The sequence below is a fragment of the Citrobacter sp. Cy070 genome (assembly GCF_030332245.1).
GTDB lineage: Bacteria > Pseudomonadota > Gammaproteobacteria > Enterobacterales > Enterobacteriaceae > Citrobacter > Citrobacter youngae.
The window spans coordinates 61,935-80,118 of sequence record NZ_JAOWIG010000069.1 but is presented as its reverse complement, the minus strand read 5'-3'; the positions used below and the strand labels follow the sequence as shown (position 1 = coordinate 80,118).

The 18,184-nt window shown below is 52.1% G+C and carries 17 protein-coding genes; 6 read left to right on the top strand and 11 right to left on the bottom strand.

The window, feature by feature from the left end:
• The first annotated feature begins 124 nt into the window (after nucleotides 1–124).
• Nucleotides 125–1,786: a methyl-accepting chemotaxis protein gene (gene tsr / locus OGY19_RS12810; RefSeq protein WP_048212794.1), complete on the top strand. Its 1,662-nt coding sequence runs from the start codon at nucleotides 125–127 to the stop codon at nucleotides 1,784–1,786.
• A gap of 85 nt (nucleotides 1,787–1,871) precedes the next feature.
• On the opposite strand, the gene OGY19_RS12805 is transcribed toward tsr, so the two are convergent.
• The 3 genes from OGY19_RS12805 to OGY19_RS12795 form a co-directional block, all read right to left on the bottom strand.
• Nucleotides 1,872–2,387, bottom strand: coding sequence for a GNAT family N-acetyltransferase (locus OGY19_RS12805; protein ID WP_115601037.1), 516 nt, complete (start codon nucleotides 2,385–2,387; stop codon nucleotides 1,872–1,874).
• A gap of 52 nt (nucleotides 2,388–2,439) precedes the next feature.
• Entirely contained in the window at nucleotides 2,440–3,801 is a 1,362-nt protein-coding gene (locus tag OGY19_RS12800; protein ID WP_061067180.1) for an MFS transporter, read from the bottom strand.
• A 213-nt stretch (nucleotides 3,802–4,014) separates the two neighbouring features.
• The gene (locus tag OGY19_RS12795) at nucleotides 4,015–4,929 is read right to left on the bottom strand and encodes a GntR family transcriptional regulator (protein WP_115601036.1); all 915 of its coding nucleotides are present in this window, start codon (nucleotides 4,927–4,929) and stop codon (nucleotides 4,015–4,017) included.
• 137 nt (nucleotides 4,930–5,066) lie between these two features.
• On the opposite strand from OGY19_RS12795, the gene OGY19_RS12790 reads away from it, so the two are divergent.
• Together OGY19_RS12790 and OGY19_RS12785 are read left to right on the top strand one after the other, a co-directional pair.
• Entirely contained in the window at nucleotides 5,067–6,089 is a 1,023-nt protein-coding gene (locus OGY19_RS12790; protein WP_048212792.1) for a zinc-binding alcohol dehydrogenase family protein, read from the top strand.
• A 13-nt stretch (nucleotides 6,090–6,102) separates the two neighbouring features.
• Nucleotides 6,103–7,548 carry a tagaturonate reductase gene (locus tag OGY19_RS12785; protein WP_115601035.1) on the top strand — a complete coding sequence of 482 codons (1,446 nt, stop codon included), beginning with the start codon at nucleotides 6,103–6,105 and terminating at the stop codon, nucleotides 7,546–7,548.
• A 43-nt stretch (nucleotides 7,549–7,591) separates the two neighbouring features.
• On the opposite strand, the gene opgB is transcribed toward OGY19_RS12785, so the two are convergent.
• The 6 genes from opgB to OGY19_RS12755 all read right to left on the bottom strand — a co-directional run bounded on the left by opgB (nucleotide 7,592) and on the right by OGY19_RS12755 (nucleotide 13,328).
• Nucleotides 7,592–9,883: a phosphatidylglycerol--membrane-oligosaccharide glycerophosphotransferase gene (gene opgB, locus OGY19_RS12780; RefSeq protein ID WP_115601034.1), complete on the bottom strand. Its 2,292-nt coding sequence runs from the start codon at nucleotides 9,881–9,883 to the stop codon at nucleotides 7,592–7,594.
• Between the two features lie 240 nt (nucleotides 9,884–10,123).
• Nucleotides 10,124–10,615: a YjjA family protein gene (locus OGY19_RS12775; RefSeq protein ID WP_048212789.1), complete on the bottom strand. Its 492-nt coding sequence runs from the start codon at nucleotides 10,613–10,615 to the stop codon at nucleotides 10,124–10,126.
• Between the two features lie 70 nt (nucleotides 10,616–10,685).
• Nucleotides 10,686–11,423, bottom strand: coding sequence for a replicative helicase loader DnaC (gene dnaC / locus OGY19_RS12770; RefSeq protein ID WP_061067183.1), 738 nt, complete (start codon nucleotides 11,421–11,423; stop codon nucleotides 10,686–10,688).
• A 2-nt stretch (nucleotides 11,424–11,425) separates the two neighbouring features.
• The gene (gene dnaT, locus OGY19_RS12765) at nucleotides 11,426–11,965 is read right to left on the bottom strand and encodes a primosomal protein DnaT (protein WP_115601033.1); all 540 of its coding nucleotides are present in this window, start codon (nucleotides 11,963–11,965) and stop codon (nucleotides 11,426–11,428) included.
• A gap of 122 nt (nucleotides 11,966–12,087) precedes the next feature.
• Nucleotides 12,088–12,561, bottom strand: a complete 474-nt coding sequence (locus OGY19_RS12760; RefSeq protein WP_048212787.1) for a threonine/serine exporter — start codon at nucleotides 12,559–12,561, stop codon at nucleotides 12,088–12,090.
• Nucleotides 12,552–13,328, bottom strand: a complete 777-nt coding sequence (locus tag OGY19_RS12755; RefSeq protein ID WP_115601032.1) for a threonine/serine exporter family protein — start codon at nucleotides 13,326–13,328, stop codon at nucleotides 12,552–12,554. Before OGY19_RS12755 ends, OGY19_RS12760 begins: the two co-directional genes overlap by 10 nt.
• 443 nt (nucleotides 13,329–13,771) lie before the next feature.
• On the opposite strand from OGY19_RS12755, the gene OGY19_RS12750 reads away from it, so the two are divergent.
• Complete coding sequence (locus OGY19_RS12750; protein WP_115601031.1) at nucleotides 13,772–14,497, top strand: helix-turn-helix domain-containing protein; 726 nt, start codon at nucleotides 13,772–13,774, stop codon at nucleotides 14,495–14,497.
• Nucleotides 14,458–15,147: a DNA-binding transcriptional activator BglJ gene (gene bglJ / locus OGY19_RS12745; RefSeq protein ID WP_115601030.1), complete on the top strand. Its 690-nt coding sequence runs from the start codon at nucleotides 14,458–14,460 to the stop codon at nucleotides 15,145–15,147. Before OGY19_RS12750 ends, bglJ begins: the two co-directional genes overlap by 40 nt.
• A gap of 45 nt (nucleotides 15,148–15,192) precedes the next feature.
• Here the strand turns inward: bglJ and OGY19_RS12740 are convergent, their stop codons facing one another.
• Nucleotides 15,193–15,651 carry a YbaK/EbsC family protein gene (locus OGY19_RS12740; protein WP_048212783.1) on the bottom strand — a complete coding sequence of 153 codons (459 nt, stop codon included), beginning with the start codon at nucleotides 15,649–15,651 and terminating at the stop codon, nucleotides 15,193–15,195.
• A 365-nt stretch (nucleotides 15,652–16,016) separates the two neighbouring features.
• Here OGY19_RS12740 and OGY19_RS12735 point away from each other — a divergent pair, with 365 nt between their 5' ends.
• Nucleotides 16,017–17,360: a PTS sugar transporter subunit IIC gene (locus OGY19_RS12735; RefSeq protein WP_115601029.1), complete on the top strand. Its 1,344-nt coding sequence runs from the start codon at nucleotides 16,017–16,019 to the stop codon at nucleotides 17,358–17,360.
• A gap of 29 nt (nucleotides 17,361–17,389) precedes the next feature.
• On the opposite strand, the gene fhuF is transcribed toward OGY19_RS12735, so the two are convergent.
• A complete protein-coding gene (gene fhuF, locus OGY19_RS12730) occupies nucleotides 17,390–18,178 on the bottom strand; it encodes a siderophore-iron reductase FhuF (protein WP_115601028.1) in 789 nt (262 codons plus the stop codon).
• Between the last annotated feature and the right edge of the window lie 6 nt (nucleotides 18,179–18,184).

Here is an 18,184-nt window from a genome sequence, read left to right as displayed (position 1 = left end):
CCTGGGCTGACTGCGGGGATCGACGAATCGTCGATGCTGAGATCGATTCAGTTAGCACGAATTCCATAAAGTTTTCCCTTTCCAGGCCGAAAATTCTGACATCTGTCTAGCGGAAAGAGAAAACATGTTAAAACGAATGAAGATTGTTACCAGCTTACTGCTGGTATTGGCGCTATTTGGCGTTTTACAACTGGCCTCGGGCGGGTTGTTCTTTAACTCACTGAAGAATGACAAAGAGAACTTTACCGTTCTGCAAACCATTCGCCAGCAGCAGTCTGCGCTGAATGCCACCTGGGTTGAACTGCTGCAAACGCGAAACACCCTTAACCGGGCGGGTATTCGCTACATGATGGATCAGAACAATATCGGCAGCGGTGCGACCGTTGCTGAGCTGATGCAGGTAGCGAGCACGGCGCTGAAACTGACGGAAAAAAACTGGGCGGTCTATGAATCTCTCCCGCGTGACCCGCGTCAAAGTGAAGCCGCTTTCCAGGAGATCAACCGCACCTATGACATCTATCATGGTGCGCTGGCGGAGCTGATCCAACTGTTGGGTGAAGGGAAGATCAACGCATTCTTTGATCAACCGACGCAAAGCTATCAGGATGGTTTTGAGAAGCAGTATGTCAATTACATGCAGCAGAATGACCGCCTGTATGACATTGCGGTTGAAGATAACAACAGCTCTTACAGCCAGGCGATGTGGGTACTGGCGTGCGTGCTGATTACCGTGCTGGCGGCGATTGTTGCGGTCTGGTTCGGCATCAAACTTTCTCTTATCTCTCCGATGAACCGTCTGATTGACAGCATTCGCCATATCGCCAGCGGCGATCTGGTAAAGCGCATTGATGTAGAAGGGTCCAACGAGATTGGGCAACTGGCAGAAAGCCTGCGTCATATGCAGGGTGAACTGATGAACACCGTGGGTGATGTGCGTAATGGTGCTAACGCTATCTATAGCGGTGCCAGCGAGATTGCCATGGGTAACAACGATCTCTCTTCACGCACTGAGCAACAGGCGGCTTCTCTGGAAGAAACTGCGGCCAGCATGGAACAGCTGACGGCGACCGTGAAGCAGAACGCCGAAAACGCCCGTCAGGCCAGCCATCTGGCGCTGAGTGCCTCAGAAACGGCGCAGAAAGGCGGCAAAGTGGTGGATAACGTAGTGCAAACTATGCGTGATATCGCTTCCAGTTCGCAGAAAATCGCCGACATTATTAGTGTCATCGACGGCATTGCCTTCCAGACCAACATTCTGGCGCTCAACGCCGCGGTAGAAGCCGCACGTGCGGGCGAGCAGGGCCGTGGATTTGCGGTGGTTGCGGGTGAAGTACGTAACCTGGCCCAGCGTAGTGCGCAGGCCGCGCGCGAGATTAAGAGCCTGATTGAAGACTCGGTCAGCCGCGTGGATGTCGGTTCAACGCTGGTTGAAAGCGCCGGTGAAACCATGGATGAGATCGTCAATGCGGTGACCCGCGTGACCGATATCATGGGTGAAATCGCCTCCGCTTCTGACGAGCAGAGCCGCGGGATCGACCAGGTCGGTCTGGCCGTCGCCGAGATGGATCGCGTGACGCAGCAGAACGCCTCGCTGGTGGAAGAATCCGCAGCAGCAGCAGCAGCGCTGGAAGAACAGGCCAGCCGTTTGACTCAGGCCGTTGCGGTGTTCCGTATTCAGCATGACCAACAGCGCGCGCGTGACGTTGCGGCCGCTAAACCGGTTTCAACGGTCCAGCCGCGTAAAGCCGCGGTAGCGGATGCCGGGGATAACTGGGAAACGTTCTAAGACTGTGATGCCGGATGGCGCTGTCGCTTATCCGGCCTACGGGAAAGTTATGTCGACCCGATAAGGCGTAGCCGCCATCGGGCAATTAGCGCAACATCAGGCGCATGGCGCAGCGTGATTCATACGCCAGCCCATGCGCTGCTTCCTCTTCTCTTTTCTGGCGCAACTTTGCAGGAAGTGTCTCGTCAGCCAGCAGTTCAAAACCCAGTCGCGCGTACAATGGCGCATTCCACGGCACATCGCGGAAGGTGGTCAGCGTAAGCGACGTATAACCTTTTGCACGCGCCTGTTCGGCAACATAGTTAAGCAATCTGCGGCCAATGCCTTTTCCCTGCCACGCCTGATGCAGCGACAGTTCTGCAATAAACAGCGATGAATCCAGCGTTTCGGCGACTAAAAAGCCGACTGGATGCTCATCGGCCTGCGCCAGCCAGCTCAAGCCAGTGGCGGCAAATGCCTGATGCTGAGCAGCCGATATAATCTGGTCATCAGCAATCCACGCCAGTTCCGGGATCTGTAAAAAACGTTGCCCCGCAGATCGTTCGATGGCGGGAAGCGCGGCTGCGTCTGCCAGAGTAGTAGCGCGTAAGGTGATGTTCATACGAGGAGCATAACATGCCCGATAAGCACGGTGTTATCGGGCATCTGGAGGATTAATCTTTACGTGGATCGCTAATGGGCTGGCGCACCAGGAAGATGTAGGCGAGAGCGCCCACCATGGTGACGCAGCCGCAGATGATCAGCGCCAGACGGAAAGAGTTGGTGGTATCAACAATAAATCCGGTGACGATCGGGGCGAATGACGCGCAGATGAAGCTGGCGAAGTTCTGGATGCTTCCCACGGAGGCGGTCATGCGTGAAGCCACCGCAACATGGATCAGACCCCAACAGGACGTTCCGGCGAAGTGGATGCAGAACAGCGCCATGCCGATCAGTAACACCGCGGCCATCGACGTTGTGGCCTGCGGGACCACGAAGGTGAAGGCCGCAGAACAGAACATTCCGGCAATAATACAAATCTTACGGCTCTTAATCGGCGCCATACCGCCTTTCACCAGCCAGTCGGTGACAAAACCGTTGATCAACATGCCGGCTGCGCCAAACAGGAACGGGATCGCTGCCATTAATCCGGTGCTTTTTAAATCCAGGTTATAGGAGGTTTGCAGGTAGCCTGGCAGCCAGGCCAGATATAACCATGCGGTGTAGTTGATGCCGCTAAAGCCCAGCATCATGCCCCACATCGTGCGATTGCGAAACAGGCTGCGCCATTCGGCAAAGCTCAGGGGATCGCGACGGGCATTGACGCTACCGGCGTTCAGGTACGCCTGTTCGGTGGCGCTCAACTCAATTTGCTCGCGGTTGCGATACAGCATGTACCAGCCGATGGCGAGGAAAATGCCCAGCACGCCGATGGTAATAAACATCCAGCGCCAGCCCATTACCAGCATCATGGCAGCCAGAATCGGCGGGCTAATGGCTACACCGATGGTGGAAGCGGCGTTGAATAACCCCATCGGGCGACCGCGCTCTTTGATGTTAAACCAGTCGTTGATGACCTTTACGCCGCACGGGTTCATCGGCGCTTCGCCGATCCCCATCCCGATACGCACCAGCACAAACTGAGTGAAGCTGTGTACCATGCCGGACATCGCCTGAAACAGCGACCAGAAGAACATCCCCAGCCCAAGCATAATGCGCGGACCTTTGCGATCCAGCAGCGGGCCGCAGGGGAGCTGGGCAATACCGTAAGCGAGAGAAAAAACCGACAGCAGCACGCCGATTTGCGTGGCGCTCAGCCCCAGTTCTTCACGAATCGTTAAGTTAGCGACCGACAGAGAACTGCGGTCGAGATAATTAATTACCGCAGCAAGAAATAATAAAATCATTGCCGTGGTCTGAATACGTTTTATTCGGCTACTGCGTTGCACCATGCCTTCAGGCGGAACATTAATATCCGCAGATGACGACGTGCCAAACGAAGAACTCGGGTCGAGGGTAATATTATTTTTTTCCACGCCGGACTCCTGAACCTCAATAATTTATTATTCACACAGCCGGGCTGTGCAGTATTGAAAAAATACCAGTGATGAAACAATTTACTCATCACCGCTCACAAAATTTTTTAATGCAGTCGACTTAGCGTGAGCATAGGCAAGAGGTATTTTTCCGGCGTTTTTATTTTTATAAAATCGTGCTCCCGGTAATAGTTTGCTGTTTTTTATCGGTACTTAATGTGCTGCGCTATGACTTTGGTTGATGGAGCGAATCATCGATTGTTTGGCTGAATTCAAATGGTTACACAGCGCCAGGGTGGCATCCAGGTCGCTGCGGCAAATCAGTGCGCTGAGGATGGTCATATGCTCATCGATGGCAATGATATTGCGCTGCTTAAGGTCGCTTTCGTCCCATTGATAGTGGAAGTGGAAAATCACGGAGATGATTTCAAGTGATTGATTGAAAAATATATTATCGGCAGCAGAGAGCAGTAAAGCATGAAACTCGCGGTCTAACTGCGAGAACATACGAAAGCTGCTGCCGATGCTGTCGCGCAGGATCCGGTGGCGCTCGAGTAGCGTTTTCGCCTGCAGCCAGCGTGGGTCATCGTCGGGCAGATTGAGAAAATGCTGCAGGGAATGGGTTTCCAGCATTTCTCGCAGTTCAAACAGCTGCTCGGCGTAGGCCTGATCGAACTGCTTCATGCTCCACTGACCGCGTTTTTCGTTTTTTATCAGGTTGTAACGTTCGAATTTTAAAAGATATTCCCGTACCACTACCGGGCTTACCCCCGCGGCTCTGGCAAGCTGCAGTTCGGAGAAACTCTCGCCCGCGCGCAGCTGGCGCTGGTTGATCATGGTGAAAAACGCCTGCTCAAAAATCCGGTTTTGCTCGGTCATGGAGGCGGTGGTGCAGGCAAAACCGTCATCATGGTCAGGTTTACGCACGATGACATAGTGGCTACCGACCTGGGTCAGCACCCCGCACTCGCCTAAGTGGCTCAGCATATGGCGCACGGTGGTGCGGCTGATGTTGTACATCTCCGCCAGCGCACTTTGCGAAGGAAGTGGGGAAGGGATATGACCCTGCGCCATATCATCGATTATCTGGTTAATCACATTGTGGCGTAAGTTTTGTGAACGGCTCATGGCTTCTCCTTTTTGGCTATTAAAACCCGATTTAAAACATTTTTATGCGCTGGAATTCACAGATTGTGTTTCTGCTTTCTCCGGCTTTTTTATTTTCGTTGATATCTGAGGCAACAGAAAAAAAGGAGAGCAGAATCATGTCTACGATGAATACGTTGATTTGCCAGGAACCTAAAAAATTAGTCTGGAAAGAGCGCGAAATACCTATTCCGGGTGAGGGTGAAGCACTCATTAAAATTAAGTCGGTAGGAATTTGTGGTACCGATATTCATGCCTGGGGCGGCAATCAACCTTTTTTCAGTTACCCACGAGTGTTAGGTCATGAAATATGTGGGGAAATTGTTGGGCTGGGCAAAAATATACAGAATATGAAAAATGGACAGCAGGTGGCGGTTATTCCTTACGTGGCCTGCCAGCAGTGTCCGGCATGCCTGAGCGGGCGTACCAACTGCTGCGAGAAGATTTCGGTGATTGGCGTCCATCAGGATGGCGGTTTCAGTGAATATCTTTCTGTTCCGGTGACCAATCTGCTGGATGCGCAGGGGATTGACCCGCAGGCGGCGGCGCTGATTGAGCCTTATGCCATCAGCGCGCATGCGGTACGCCGGGCGGCGGTGGCACCAGGTGAGCAGGTGCTGGTGGTTGGTGCTGGCCCGATTGGTCTGGGCGCGGCAGCCATTGCCAAAGCCGATGGCGCACAGGTGGTGGTTGCCGATACCAGTCCCGCGCGCCGGGAGCATGTGGTTTCCCGCCTGGGACTTCCGGTTATCGACCCATCCGCTGACGATTTTGATACGCAGCTGCGAAACCAGTTTGGCGGTTCGCTGGCGCAAAAGGTGATTGATGCCACGGGGAATCAGCATGCGATGAATAACACGGTGAATTTGATTCGCCATGGCGGCAGCATCGTTTTTGTTGGGTTGTTTAAAGGCGATTTGCAGTTCTCTGACCCTGAGTTCCACAAGAAAGAGACCACCATGATGGGCAGTCGCAACGCCACACCGGAAGATTTCGCCAAAGTGGGCCGCCTGATGTCGGAAGGCAAATTGACCGCCGACATGATGCTTACGCACCGTTACGCATTTGCCACACTGGCAGAAATTTACGAGCGGGATGTGATCAACAACCGTGAACTGATTAAAGGCGTGATCACGTTCTGAGAGGGAAAACAGGATGAAGACATTGAATCGATGTGATTTTCCGGGAGCCAGCTACCCAACGCGCGTGATCCAGTTTGGAGAAGGTAACTTTCTGCGGGCGTTTGTCGACTGGCAACTGGATATCCTCAACGAGCATACCAGTCTGAACGCGGGCGTGACCATCGTTCGGCCAATTAATACCGATTTTCCGCCGTCGCTGAATACCCAGGACGGGCTGTATACCACGCTGATTCGCGGGTTAAACGAGCAGGGTGAGGCGGTAAGCGAGGCGCGGCTGATCCGCTCGGTAAATAACGAAATTAATCCATATCAGGACTTCGCGGCGTATCTGGCGCTGGCGCACAATGCGGATATCCGCTTTGTGTTTTCAAATACTACCGAAGCTGGAATTAGCTATCATGCGGCAGACAGTGTGGATGATGCGCCGCCGGTGAGCTTTCCGGCCAAACTGACGCGCCTGCTGCTGGAGCGCTTTAACCACTTTGAGGGCGCGGTGGATAAGGGCTGGGTGATTATCCCGTGCGAGCTTATCGACTATAACGGTGAGGCGCTTAAAACGCTGGTGCTGCAGTATGCGCAGGAATGGCAGCTTCCCCCGGCGTTTGCCGACTGGGTGGAGACGGCAAACACGTTCTGTTCCACGCTGGTCGACCGTATTGTCACCGGCTACCCGCGTGAAGAAGCTGCCGCGCTGGAAGCTACGCTTGGTTATCACGATGCGTTTCTCGATACCGCGGAGCATTTTTATCTGTTTGTTATTCAGGGGCCGCAGTGGCTGGCAGAGGAGCTGAAGCTGGCGCAATGTCCGCTGAATATCCGTGTGGTGAGCGATATCAAACCGTACAAAGAGCGTAAGGTCGCTATTCTCAATGGGGCGCATACGGCGCTGGTGCCGGTGGCGTGGCTGTGCGGACTGGAGACCGTCGGTGAGGCGATGCAGGATGCCGATGTCCGCCGCTTTGTCGAACAGGCGATTAGCGAGGAAATCATACCGGCATTGGATCTCCCGGCGGATGAACTGCATGAATTTGCCGACGCGGTAAGCGGGCGTTTTCAGAACCCTTACATCCGTCACCAGTTGCTTTCCATTGCGCTTAACGGGATGACTAAATTCCGTACCCGAATTTTGCCGCAACTGCTGGTGGGTGAGCAAAATGGGCGCTGGCCCGTGCGGTTAACGTTTGCCCTCGCTGCGCTGCTGGCATTTTATCGTGCAGAGCGCGACGGGGAACGCTATCCAATCCAGGATGATGAACAGTGGGTAAGCCTGTATGCCAGCCTGTGGCCGCGAGTTGGTAATGATTTAACGCTGCGTGAACTGGTGGATACCGTACTCGGCGATACGGCGCACTGGGGTGAAGATTTAACGTTGCGGCCAGGGCTTGCCGGACAGGTGACGGCTAACCTGGAGATGATTCTGGTGCAGGGTATGCGCCAGGCGGTGAACGGTCTGGAATAAGGTTGCCATGCAGCGCCCGGTGTGGTGTTGGGCGCTGTTTTTTTTATCCCTGAGCAGCCACTACTTTGATTTCAACCATCCCGATCCCCAGCTTACGCGGCGAGTGGCCGAGAATGTTGCCCTCGTTAGTGGCAACCGGATCGGGCGGGACAATCACCAGCGTATTGGCGTCCGTCGGATTATCAAAATGCAAGGTGGTCGTGCTGACCTCCTGGCTTAATACCAGCGTTTGTTCCTGGCCACCGACGCGTACGGGAATAGGGCGATTCGCGTTGTCACCAAAAGCTTTCGCGGTGATAACCAGATCGAATTTCTTCGGTAGCGGAGTTTTGTATTCGATTTTGACTTCTTCACTCAACTGGGCGTTAGACCAGCGTCCCCAGGACTCAGGGCGTGAAATTCCGCTAAACTGTTTCACCTCTTCCGGCGCGCCCGCTACGTTGAAAATGAAGCTGTCAGCTTTGTAGCGAATATCGTTATCGACAATTTTTAGCGTATCGACGTTACCTTTATAGCGTTCGATGTCGATCACCGTGTCTTTAAATGTCGTCTTCCCTTTCCAGTTGGCTTTATCGACATGCTGCACGATCTGCTGCCCGCCCAGTTGCCCCTGTGATACGCACCAGTCGGTAGAGAGTGCCAGTTCTGGTGCCCACAGTTGCGCCATTTTGTAACAGCGGTCTATCCAGACGAAGTTATCGCGTGGGGCGAAATCCGCCAGTTGGAAGCGCAGCGGGGCTGAGTACTCACTTTCCGGCAGCGGTTCGACGCGTTGATCCGAGACCCGGAGCAGCAGCGGCAGACGGAAATGGCTCCCTGAGAAAGAGATCATCTCTTTGTCCCGATCGATGGTGAATGCTTTCATCTCTTTCGGGAAATTCCACAAACGGATGATATTGGGCTTCCACGCCAGCATTTTATCTTTGATGTTCAGGAACACTTCCGATACGGATTCGCTAGACAGGCTGCTGCGCCCAAGGCCGATAAAGTTATCGCCGCCGAGAATATCCAGTACGGTAGCACCGTTATCCATGGTGTTACGCTTCACCGCCAGCGTATCCTGCTGTGGCTGGTCGCCGCGCAGCACGAAGAACAGGTTGTTGCGATCCTGCTTGTTCAGGTACTTCCATGCGGTGTTGTTCATCGCCAGATGATCGGAAGATACCACGATCACGGTGTCTTTGAACCACGGTGATGCTTTGATTTTATTGATAAATTCGGCGATATTTTCCTGGCTGCAGCTGACCGCGCTGAACGACTGGTTGGCCTTCCCGTCGATGTCATAACGTTTACGGTTGCAGCTACGTGAGATAAATCCATCCGGATGATGGGTATCCACGGTCAGGGTAAACAGTGAAAAACGCTGGCCCGAGCGCGAAAGCTCTTCGAATTTTTTCCATGCTTCGTCCAGCACGGTATCGTCGTAGAAGCCCCAGTCGTTACGATAGGCCGGGTCCGACACCACGCTTTTTAACTCTTGTGCACCGTACAGATGGTCAAAGCCGTGAGATTTCAGGAACACGTCTTTGCCGGCAAAGCGCAGGTTGGCACCCTGCACAAAGTAGTTCTGATAGCCGGAGTTTTTCAGGATATCGCCCAGACAGATATTGTTAGGGAAGAAACTTGAGACCGACGCCGAGGCGTTGCCTTCAAATGGTGCAAACAGCGGAATACCGCACTGGGAGGCGACCATCCCGGCGATGGTGTAATCGGTACCCGGAAGCTGCATGGTATTGCTGAAATCCAGACCTTCATTTTTTAACGCGCCGAGTTCCGGGGTCAGATCCGGGAATGCGTCGTTGTTAAAATAGGTGCGCTCCAGACTTTCGCCGTAGATATAAACCAGGTTCAGCTTCGGATTGGGGATCGTTTTTGATGGCTCTTTGTAATAGGCCGCAAAATCGGGATCGCCATCGCGTGACTGGGATTTAACCAGTTCAGTTATCTGGTGGAACGCCGGGCTGGCATCAACAGAAGCCAGCGCCAGCAGCAGGGCCAGCAGACTGTAACCCACATGATGCGGATGATGGCGACGGCGACGCAGTATCCAACCCAGCGTGACAAAAACGGTGGTCAGCGCCAGGGCTATCCCAACGCCCGGCAGGATATATTTTCCAATCCCCGCGCCGGTCAGGCTGTTGGTCAGGGTGTACAGGACCGCATCGTTGATGCCGTCACCCGTGAAATAGTCACTGGCATACAGCGTGATGTTTAAGACAATAAAGATCCCCAGCACCGTTAACGTGGCGGCAAACCACCAGGTGTTGCGACCCGCTTTCCAGGCGTAAATCAGCACTGAAGCGAGAAACAAAGTGATGGAGATGAATTCTGACAACGGTCGATCCTCAGTAAACCCGGCACACGCCTGGCAGGCTAATCATTTCTGGACAGTACAATGTAATAGCGTTGTTATATTGCTGCAATTGTAGTGACATTTAATTACGTTGTTATTCAGAATTGGTTTAGATATGCGGGTTTTTGCGGGCAATCACTCCGCATTTGGTAGGTAAATATCTTCGTGGGATTGATTGCTGCCGCGCCGGTGGTGAAATGGCCGGGCGCGGCATTTGTTGCATCAGGAAATGAAGTTCATCCCCTGTTTTAACACCAGATCGCAGGCCTTGGTTTTAACTTTCTGCGCCAGGGAGCTGTTACCGATGGTGTTCAGGTCCAACTGTTGACCATCTTTGGCGTTGAGCAGACCCTGAATACCGTCCATATAGTTGGTATCTTGTTTCTGTTCAGGCGCGCTGAGGCCCAGTTTATCCAGCACCTGGTTTTTGACGTTTTGCGTGTCGGTGACCGAGGCCAGCTTCTGTTTCGCGCAATATTCCAGGATCCCGGCGGCGTTATTCATGCTGCTGGAGGTCAACGACTGATTGCTGCCATTCAGCAGGCTGGTCAGGGAAGAGAGCGATGAGCTGCTTTGTGAGCCGGAGCTTTGTTTGCTCAGCTCACTGGCCGCGCTGGAGAGCGAATCCTGCCAGGAGGCGGCAAAAACGCTGGTGGAGATGAGCGTGCCGGCGGCAAGCGCACAGCACAGCAGACGTTTGGTAGTTTTCATCATTATATGCAACTCGTGTTATGCCTTTTCAGCGCAGTATAGCGCTGGCAGTCTTAGGAGTGGTGCTAATACGTTAATACTCTTTACCGGTGACCCGACTACGGTAGCTTTCCCAGTTAAAAATGACCCACAGGCTGTTGCCAAGGCGCATACGGTCCATCACGCGCTCGCCCAGCAGCTTGTTCATTTCATCCATATTGCTGTTAGTTAACATGCCGGTTGGACGTTTAGACGACGAACGGCGATCGACGATCTGGTTGATGATCACTTTCTCGTAGCGGGATTCTGTCTGCATGCCGATCTCGTCGATCACCAGCAGATCCACATTACTCAGATCGTTGAGCAACTGTTCTTCGCTGGTTTCACGATTGCTGAACGTTTCTTTCATCGCCGACATGATATCGGCGACGGTAATAATCAGTACCGACTTGCCGCGCAGCAGCAGTTCGTTGCAGATGGCGGCGGCCAGATGGTTTTTACCCGTGCCGGGCTTGCCAGAGAAGATAAAACTGGCGATGTTGCCGTCAAACTCTTCAACGTACTGGCGAGCTTTGCTCAGGGCATTCATCTGACCTTCGCACTCCACTCGATAGTTATCGAACGAACAGTTCTGATGCAGCGGACGGATACCGGAACGGTTGAATGTACGCTGCATTTTCATGGCCCGGTTTTCGCGGGCCAGCGCGGCGGCGCGAATTTCACCTTGCTCTTTTTGCCATGCCAGCAGTTCTTCGCCCGTTTTAAAGGCGGGCTCAACATTGGGTGGCATCATTTTTTGCAAACGTTTCATCAGGTCGCCAACGTTTTTCATCGTTATCCTCTAAAACCCGGTGGAATGTGGCAGTCAGGTTCACTGACGCTGTTCACATCGCGCTTTGGCATTCCGCCATTGCTGGCCCGTCCAATCTGGATGCTGCGCGCCAGTTTTTGCTGCCACTGAATATGGTGAAAGACTTTGCCTTCGGCTTGCCAGTAGGCAACAAATGAAGCCAGTTCCTCGGCGGTGACGGGCTCTCTTAACGCCACGCCCCACAAGGCGGCCTGACGCTGGAAGTCAGCATCTGGCTGCCAGTCAGCGTACATCGCAAATTTACCCATTGGTACGGCAACCGGTGCCGCTTGCGGCTCTTCATAAAATTGGGCATCTAATGTTACATCGCTTCCCGGGCGTGACAGCTTCTCTTCAAGTGCCAGCAACTCTGCCAGCCGTGCAGGCGTCACCGCGTAAAACGCTGGCGCGTTGTTGGCGAATACGGCTACGGCACCGCCCGCAGACCTGGCCAGCACAGTTTGGTGATCGTGTAGTAAGGCGTCAATGCTCGTGACGTCCGGCGTCAAAATTTTGCAGGGCATAATGTTTCTCAATACTGAACAACAACCGAGAAGGAACTGCTTTTATAGTAACACAGAGAGAGAGGAGAGCAGCAGATGAGGGAAGGTTCCCCCATCTGCAAAGGGGTAAACAGGTTCATTCGTTATACGCGCGGACGTTTGCGATACAGCCATAATCCTGGCACGGAAAGTCCAATTGAGAGTGCGCCCACAATCGATGAGGCTTTCAGAAAATTGGTCAGCAGGGTGATCATCAGCGCTTCGCTATAACCGAAATGACCGATCTTTACGGCGGATATCATGGCGGTGTAGGCGGAGATCCCCGGAAACATAGGGATCACTGCCGCAACGGTGAAGACTTTCGGATGCGCCAGATACCAGCGCGACCACTGGATCCCAATGCAGCCGACCAGCAGCGAGGCCATAAAGGTGGACCATTCGATATTAAACCCTGCAGTCATCATGACCATTCGTGAGCCGTGACCGAGTGCGCCGAGTAATGCACACCATGGGAGCGCCCGATGGGGGACATTGAATACCATGGCAAAGCCAAGCGCCGGGATCGCCGACAGGATCATGTCCTGCATCAGCGCCAAAATGAAATCGATCACGCCCATCCGCGCAGCCCCCATAAGGTCATCGACACGATCACGCCAATACAGGTCGCCAGCGTAAGCAGACTGGCAATCGCCCAGCGAGCGAGCCCGGTATTAATGTGCCCTTTAAACATATCCGCAACCGAATTGATTAACGGAAAACCGGGGACCAATAACAGTACGCTGGCGGCCATGGCTACGGTAGGCGTGTGATTAAACGTCGGTAGCGTAAGCAGCAGGCCGGATATGGTGGTCGCGACAAAAGCGGTAATACAAAAGTTGATTTGTGGATGCAAATGCCGGGAAGCCAGGATCTGGCGAATGTACATGGCGATCATGCTGGCGAAAAAGGTGATCATCGCGCCATCCCAGCCGCCGTTATTGAGTTTACAAAAGCAGGCGCAGGACAATCCTACCATGAAAGCAACCAGCCATCTGGGATAGCGTAGCGGTTTGATTTGGTTAAACCGTTTCTCTACCCCTTTTTCATCCAACAGATTATGCTCTGCCAAAATAACGATGTGTTGCACTTCCGTCACGACGTGCATGTTGATGCCACGATCCTGATTTTTTCGGGTCGATGTCAGGCATTGTCCGTCTTTGATCGTCGTCAGGACGATGGCATTCGATGATATGGCACTTTCTACACTGTCCATCCCAAGCGCCAGACCCAGGCGGGTGGAGAGTTCATCGACCAACGAGCTTTCTGCGCCATGTTGCAGTAAAAAAAGCCCGCATTGTATACATAACCGTGTAACCGTTCTTTGTGACGACTGCTCTGTTTGCATAGCTCGCTCTGACTAAAAGATGCTCTCTTAATGAAGAATATCTTCTTTTTATCATGAAGCGTGAGTCGGTTGGCTCTGGATAAGATCAATTTTTGTGTTGAAAAAAGAAACAGGTCACTTGGTGGTTGTAGGAAATCGTATCGTGGGACACACTCCTGAACCAGGGCTAAAATTTTCGAGATGAACAGTAATTACGTAAGGAATGCTAATAATTTAATGTAGTTATTTTAATTGTACAATGAATGTACATGTGCGTGATTATGGCATGATAAATTTATAGTGTGATGTTATTGGGAACGTAGCATCGCCATTTTCTATTTAGAATAAGGATAAATAATTCATCCTGTCTATTGTTTAACGCATGTCTATTTATTAATTATTTTATTTGATTGTAGGTGATACTTGCGCGCGCAAGATTGAAGACATGTGAATATGGAGGAGTTATGTTGCCAGGACGCTGCAAGAACGCAATTATTATTAGTAAATTACCTATCATACAAATTGGGCTTAAAGGGGTAATGCAAGCGCATTTCTCTGATTACAAACTGACCTACTGCCGCGCCGTAGAAGAACTAACATTGATGCAACTGCGACGTTCAGATCTGGTTATCGCTGATTTAACCGGAGACTGCAGTCATCCGCGTGCGGTCTGCGAACAATATTATTCTTTGTTACCTCAATATCGTGATATTCACTGGGTCTTTCTCGTTTCTCGAAATTATTATCCTGTGGCCGTTGAGATGCTGATGTGTCCAATCAGTACGCTGTTATCTGATGCCGAACCGATTGATAGTTTAGTAAATGCTATTGATGCAGGGAATGTTTATGCCGACAGAATTAGCCCGGTATTGCTCTCTCCGGTAATAGCACCAGAAAAACAGGATCATAGCGTACACTCAATTATTTTGACGCTATCTGAACGGAAAGTGTTACGGCTTCTGGGAAAGGGCTGGGGGATTAATCAGATTGCCACATTACTTAAAAAAAGTAATAAGACAATCAGCGCCCAGAAAAATAGTGCGATGCGTCGTCTGTCAATACACAGCAATGCGGAGATGTATGCCTGGATAAATAGTTCTCAAGGAGCACGAGAGTTGAATCTACCTTCAGTTTATGGAGAGACCACGGAATGGAAGAAAGAAGTATCAAAAGAAATGTCGCACTGGTAGAAAAGTGTGTAATGAGCAGCGTGGGTATTTATAATTTATTTAATGCCAGACCGAACAATCAATACCAACTTCATCCCTTTTCAGGACAGCCAGCCTTAAGCCAGGCGATGTCACAGACGTCATTTTCCGCGGTTATTTTTTCACTTTCCGCGAAAAGAACCGATCGCCGCACCGGACTGGCTTATCTGACAGAGCTGGCGGTGAAACACCCTCGCATCAAGCGGGTGGTCATTGCCGATGATGATGACGAGGCGCGGCTAATTGGCTCGCTGTCACCGCTACCACTGGATGCCGTGATTAGCAAAGCATCCACGCTGAGTATGTTGCAGGAAGAATTATTTGCAGCGCTGGATTGCGCCAGAGGGGAAACAGAAGACACGAAGAAGCTCTGGTATATCAATCAATGCCGTATGCTTAGCCCAACCGAGCGCGAAATTCTGCGCTATATGTCGAATGGTTATTCGATGCTGCAGATCGCGATTGAGCTTGAGCGAAACATTAAAACGATTCGCGCGCATAAATTTAATGTGATGTCCAAACTGGGCGTTAGTTCGGATGCCGGATTACTGAATGCTGCCGATATCTTGCTGCATGTGCGCTCTGCAGAACCGTCATCTTTTCGTCGTACTGCCCCGTTATGGCGTGCTTGAGAAGATGCGTACCGGCGTAGTCATTGGCATGGAAAGGTAAATCGATCACTGGCACACATCAACCCAGGTTGCCGCAGTCAGTTCTGCTATTCTTTCTGGTGCAATGCGAACCGCGCTGTGAGTGGCTCCTGCTGCAGGGAGCACTTCTGTATAGTGTTTCAACGAGACATCACAGTACACCGATATGGGTGTCTCCAACCCGAAAGGACATACGCCTCCTACGGGATGACCTGTTGCGTTGACTACTTCATCGCTACTCAGCATGCGCGCTTTGGCGCCAAACGTATTTTTCAGTTTTTTATTATCGAGGCGAGCATCTCCTCTGGCGACGACCAGGATAATGTCGTTTTTCACCTTTAGTGACAGCGTTTTTGCTATCTGCCCTGGTTCGACATTATGGGCCTTGGCTGCCAGATCGACGGTGGCGGTGCTTTGATCTAATTCGATGATTTCAATATCTGGCGCATGTTGCGCTAAAAACTGCCGTACTGATTGTAAACTCATTCTTCTCTCCCTCTCGCTTATCCGCAGTCCTGCATAGCAGAAAACCGCCTGGCGTAATTTGTCATAGGGGCAGCGTTACTGTAAATATTTTATTGTAACAATACAGCAACATTGGCAGTTTCTCGATCACCTTCACAATCAAAGAAACCGGTTACAGTAACCGGTTGCGGAATACTGAAATGGCGATTAATACTGAAGCTGTCACTCCCTCTGTATCACATAATAAGAGCCATCTATGAAACTTAACTCAAAAAGCGGTAAGGCTGGTTTTTCTCCCGGCACGGTTGCGAAAAGTAGGAATGGGTTTTACGTGATGGTGTTGATACCAGCACGGTTGCAGGGTTTAGCGCAATGGGAGAACGGCTATGTCTACTAACCATGCTGTATTTAATGTGATTTTCCGCTTTGTTGAAAGCTACGTTAGCCCTGTCGCCGGGCGCATTTCTTCACAACGCCATGTGATGGCAATACGTGATGGTTTCATTTCGGCGATGCCGTTTATGATTGTAGGGTCTTTTCTGCTGGTTTTTGCCTATCCGCCTTTTTCGCCGGATACCACCTGGGGGTTTGCCCGCGCATGGCTGGATCTGGCAAAACAATTTGAAGGCCAGATACTCACGCCGTTTGATATGACGATGGGGATCATGTCGGTCTACATATGTGCGGCTATTGCCTATAACCTGGGCAAGCACTATGTGAAGTCGCATCAGTTAGATCCGTTTATGTGCGCGATGCTGTCGATCATGGCGTTTTTGTTGATTGCCGCACCGAAAACCAAAGGTACGATGCCGGTTGATAGCCTCGGCGGTACGGGAATTTTCACTGCCATCCTGGTGGCAATTTATTGCGTTGAAATGATGCGCTTCCTGAAGGCGCACAACATCGGGATCCGCTTACCCGATCAAGTGCCGCCGATGATCAAAAACTCATTTGATCTCCTGATCCCGGTACTGGTGGTGGTGCTGACGCTGTACCCGCTGAGCCTGGTGATACAGTCGCAGTTTGATATGCTGATCCCGCAGGCCATTATGGCCATCTTTAAACCACTGGTGTCCGCAGCGGATTCTCTGCCGGCGATACTGCTGGCAGTACTGATCGGCCATCTGCTGTGGTTTGCCGGTATTCACGGTGCGGCGATTGTGTCGGGTATGCTGCAAATGTTCTGGTTGACCAACCTCGGCATGAACCAGTCGGCGCTGGCGCAGGGCGTGCCTTTACCGCATATCTTTATGGAAGCGTTCTGGACGTTCTTTATCGTCGTGGGGGGATCGGGGGCGACGATGGGGCTGGTGATTTGCTATCTGCGCAGCCGCTCGGCCCATCTACGATCGATTGGGCGTTTGAGCGTGGTCCCCAGTATTTTCAACATTAACGAGCCGGTGATTTTCGGTACGCCGATTGTCATGAATCCAGTGTTTTTTATTCCCTTCCTGCTGGCCCCAATGGTGAACGCGGTACTGGCCTGGGCGGCGATGAAACTGGATCTAATTGGGCGGGTGATTTCAGTGGTTCCCTGGACCGCACCGGCGCCCGTTGGCGCGGCATGGGCATTAGGCTGGGATTATCGTGCGGCGATCCTGGTGGTCGTGTTGGCGCTGGTTTCTGCCATCATCTACTTCCCATTCTTTAAGGTTTATGAGAGGCAACTGTTGGCGCAGGAAAAAGAAGAAGCACAGCGGATAGAAGAGGAAAATCAGCAGGTTGCATAAAGTGTTGGCGGGGGGCTACGGCTCCTCGCTTATTTTAGCGTGCAGTCGCCGCATTGCTGAACATCGGGCAGGCGATAGCGCTGGCAGCAGGTTCTGCGTACTAACAGCCCCTCGCGTGGAACGACGGTACGCCATAGAGGATTATCCTGACCGCAGGAAAGTTGTTTCTCAAAAAAGCAGGTCTGGCGCAGCGTGTTCAACAGTTCTTCACCTAACAACGGCTTCATTTCCGTTAAGTACCAGTGAATTAAGTATCCCGTATTGCTCCAGACAAGTTTCGCGTTGATCTCACCCGTTGATTCCAGTGCCTGAACGACCGGTGTCAGGGCTGACAAAACCAGCGTTTCCATACGTTGTTGCGGTGAGAGTGCCGTGGTCTGGTGATCCTGATGTACATCTATCCAGAAACATGCGGCACGCCCGGTTTCGTGAAACCCCACGTGCATATGTTCAGGAGAGACGTCGATAGCCTCTTTTTGCGTCAGCAGAGCCACCATAAGCGGGGGCATCATCAGGCCGATATACCATTGCGCCCAAAGGGAGATCAGCGGTTTATTTTCGCGTACTAACGTGGGCTGGTTGCGGTAGATGTGGTCTGAATAAACGGCCAGAAGCGAACTTAACGTTGTCGGTTGCGTCCATTCATGTAATGTCATTGCACCTTGCGGCGGGGTCTCGTCAAGGCGAATGAAATCCAGCAAGTGTTCGCGGGTTTGGGCTATGGTCGCACGCACGGAAGCCGCCAGCGAGGGCATCTCTGAAGGGAGATGGCTGTGCCAGATGACATCTTCAACGATGGGTGCGGAACGGTAAGCCATGGCGAT

Coding starts and splice junctions, on each gene's coding strand:
- tsr (WP_048212794.1), top strand. CDS start 125: ATGTTAAAACGAATGAAGATTGTTACCAGCTTACTGCTGGTATTGGCG.
- OGY19_RS12805 (WP_115601037.1), bottom strand. CDS start 2,387: ATGAACATCACCTTACGCGCTACTACTCTGGCAGACGCAGCCGCGCTT.
- OGY19_RS12795 (WP_115601036.1), bottom strand. CDS start 4,929: ATGAGCCGTTCACAAAACTTACGCCACAATGTGATTAACCAGATAATC.
- OGY19_RS12790 (WP_048212792.1), top strand. CDS start 5,067: ATGTCTACGATGAATACGTTGATTTGCCAGGAACCTAAAAAATTAGTC.
- OGY19_RS12785 (WP_115601035.1), top strand. CDS start 6,103: ATGAAGACATTGAATCGATGTGATTTTCCGGGAGCCAGCTACCCAACG.
- OGY19_RS12775 (WP_048212789.1), bottom strand. CDS start 10,615: ATGATGAAAACTACCAAACGTCTGCTGTGCTGTGCGCTTGCCGCCGGC.
- dnaC (WP_061067183.1), bottom strand. CDS start 11,423: ATGAAAAACGTTGGCGACCTGATGAAACGTTTGCAAAAAATGATGCCA.
- dnaT (WP_115601033.1), bottom strand. CDS start 11,965: ATGCCCTGCAAAATTTTGACGCCGGACGTCACGAGCATTGACGCCTTA.
- OGY19_RS12760 (WP_048212787.1), bottom strand. CDS start 12,561: ATGGGCGTGATCGATTTCATTTTGGCGCTGATGCAGGACATGATCCTG.
- OGY19_RS12755 (WP_115601032.1), bottom strand. CDS start 13,328: ATGCAAACAGAGCAGTCGTCACAAAGAACGGTTACACGGTTATGTATA.
- OGY19_RS12750 (WP_115601031.1), top strand. CDS start 13,772: ATGTTGCCAGGACGCTGCAAGAACGCAATTATTATTAGTAAATTACCT.
- bglJ (WP_115601030.1), top strand. CDS start 14,458: ATGGAAGAAAGAAGTATCAAAAGAAATGTCGCACTGGTAGAAAAGTGT.
- OGY19_RS12740 (WP_048212783.1), bottom strand. CDS start 15,651: ATGAGTTTACAATCAGTACGGCAGTTTTTAGCGCAACATGCGCCAGAT.
- OGY19_RS12735 (WP_115601029.1), top strand. CDS start 16,017: ATGTCTACTAACCATGCTGTATTTAATGTGATTTTCCGCTTTGTTGAA.
- fhuF (WP_115601028.1), bottom strand. CDS start 18,178: ATGGCTTACCGTTCCGCACCCATCGTTGAAGATGTCATCTGGCACAGC.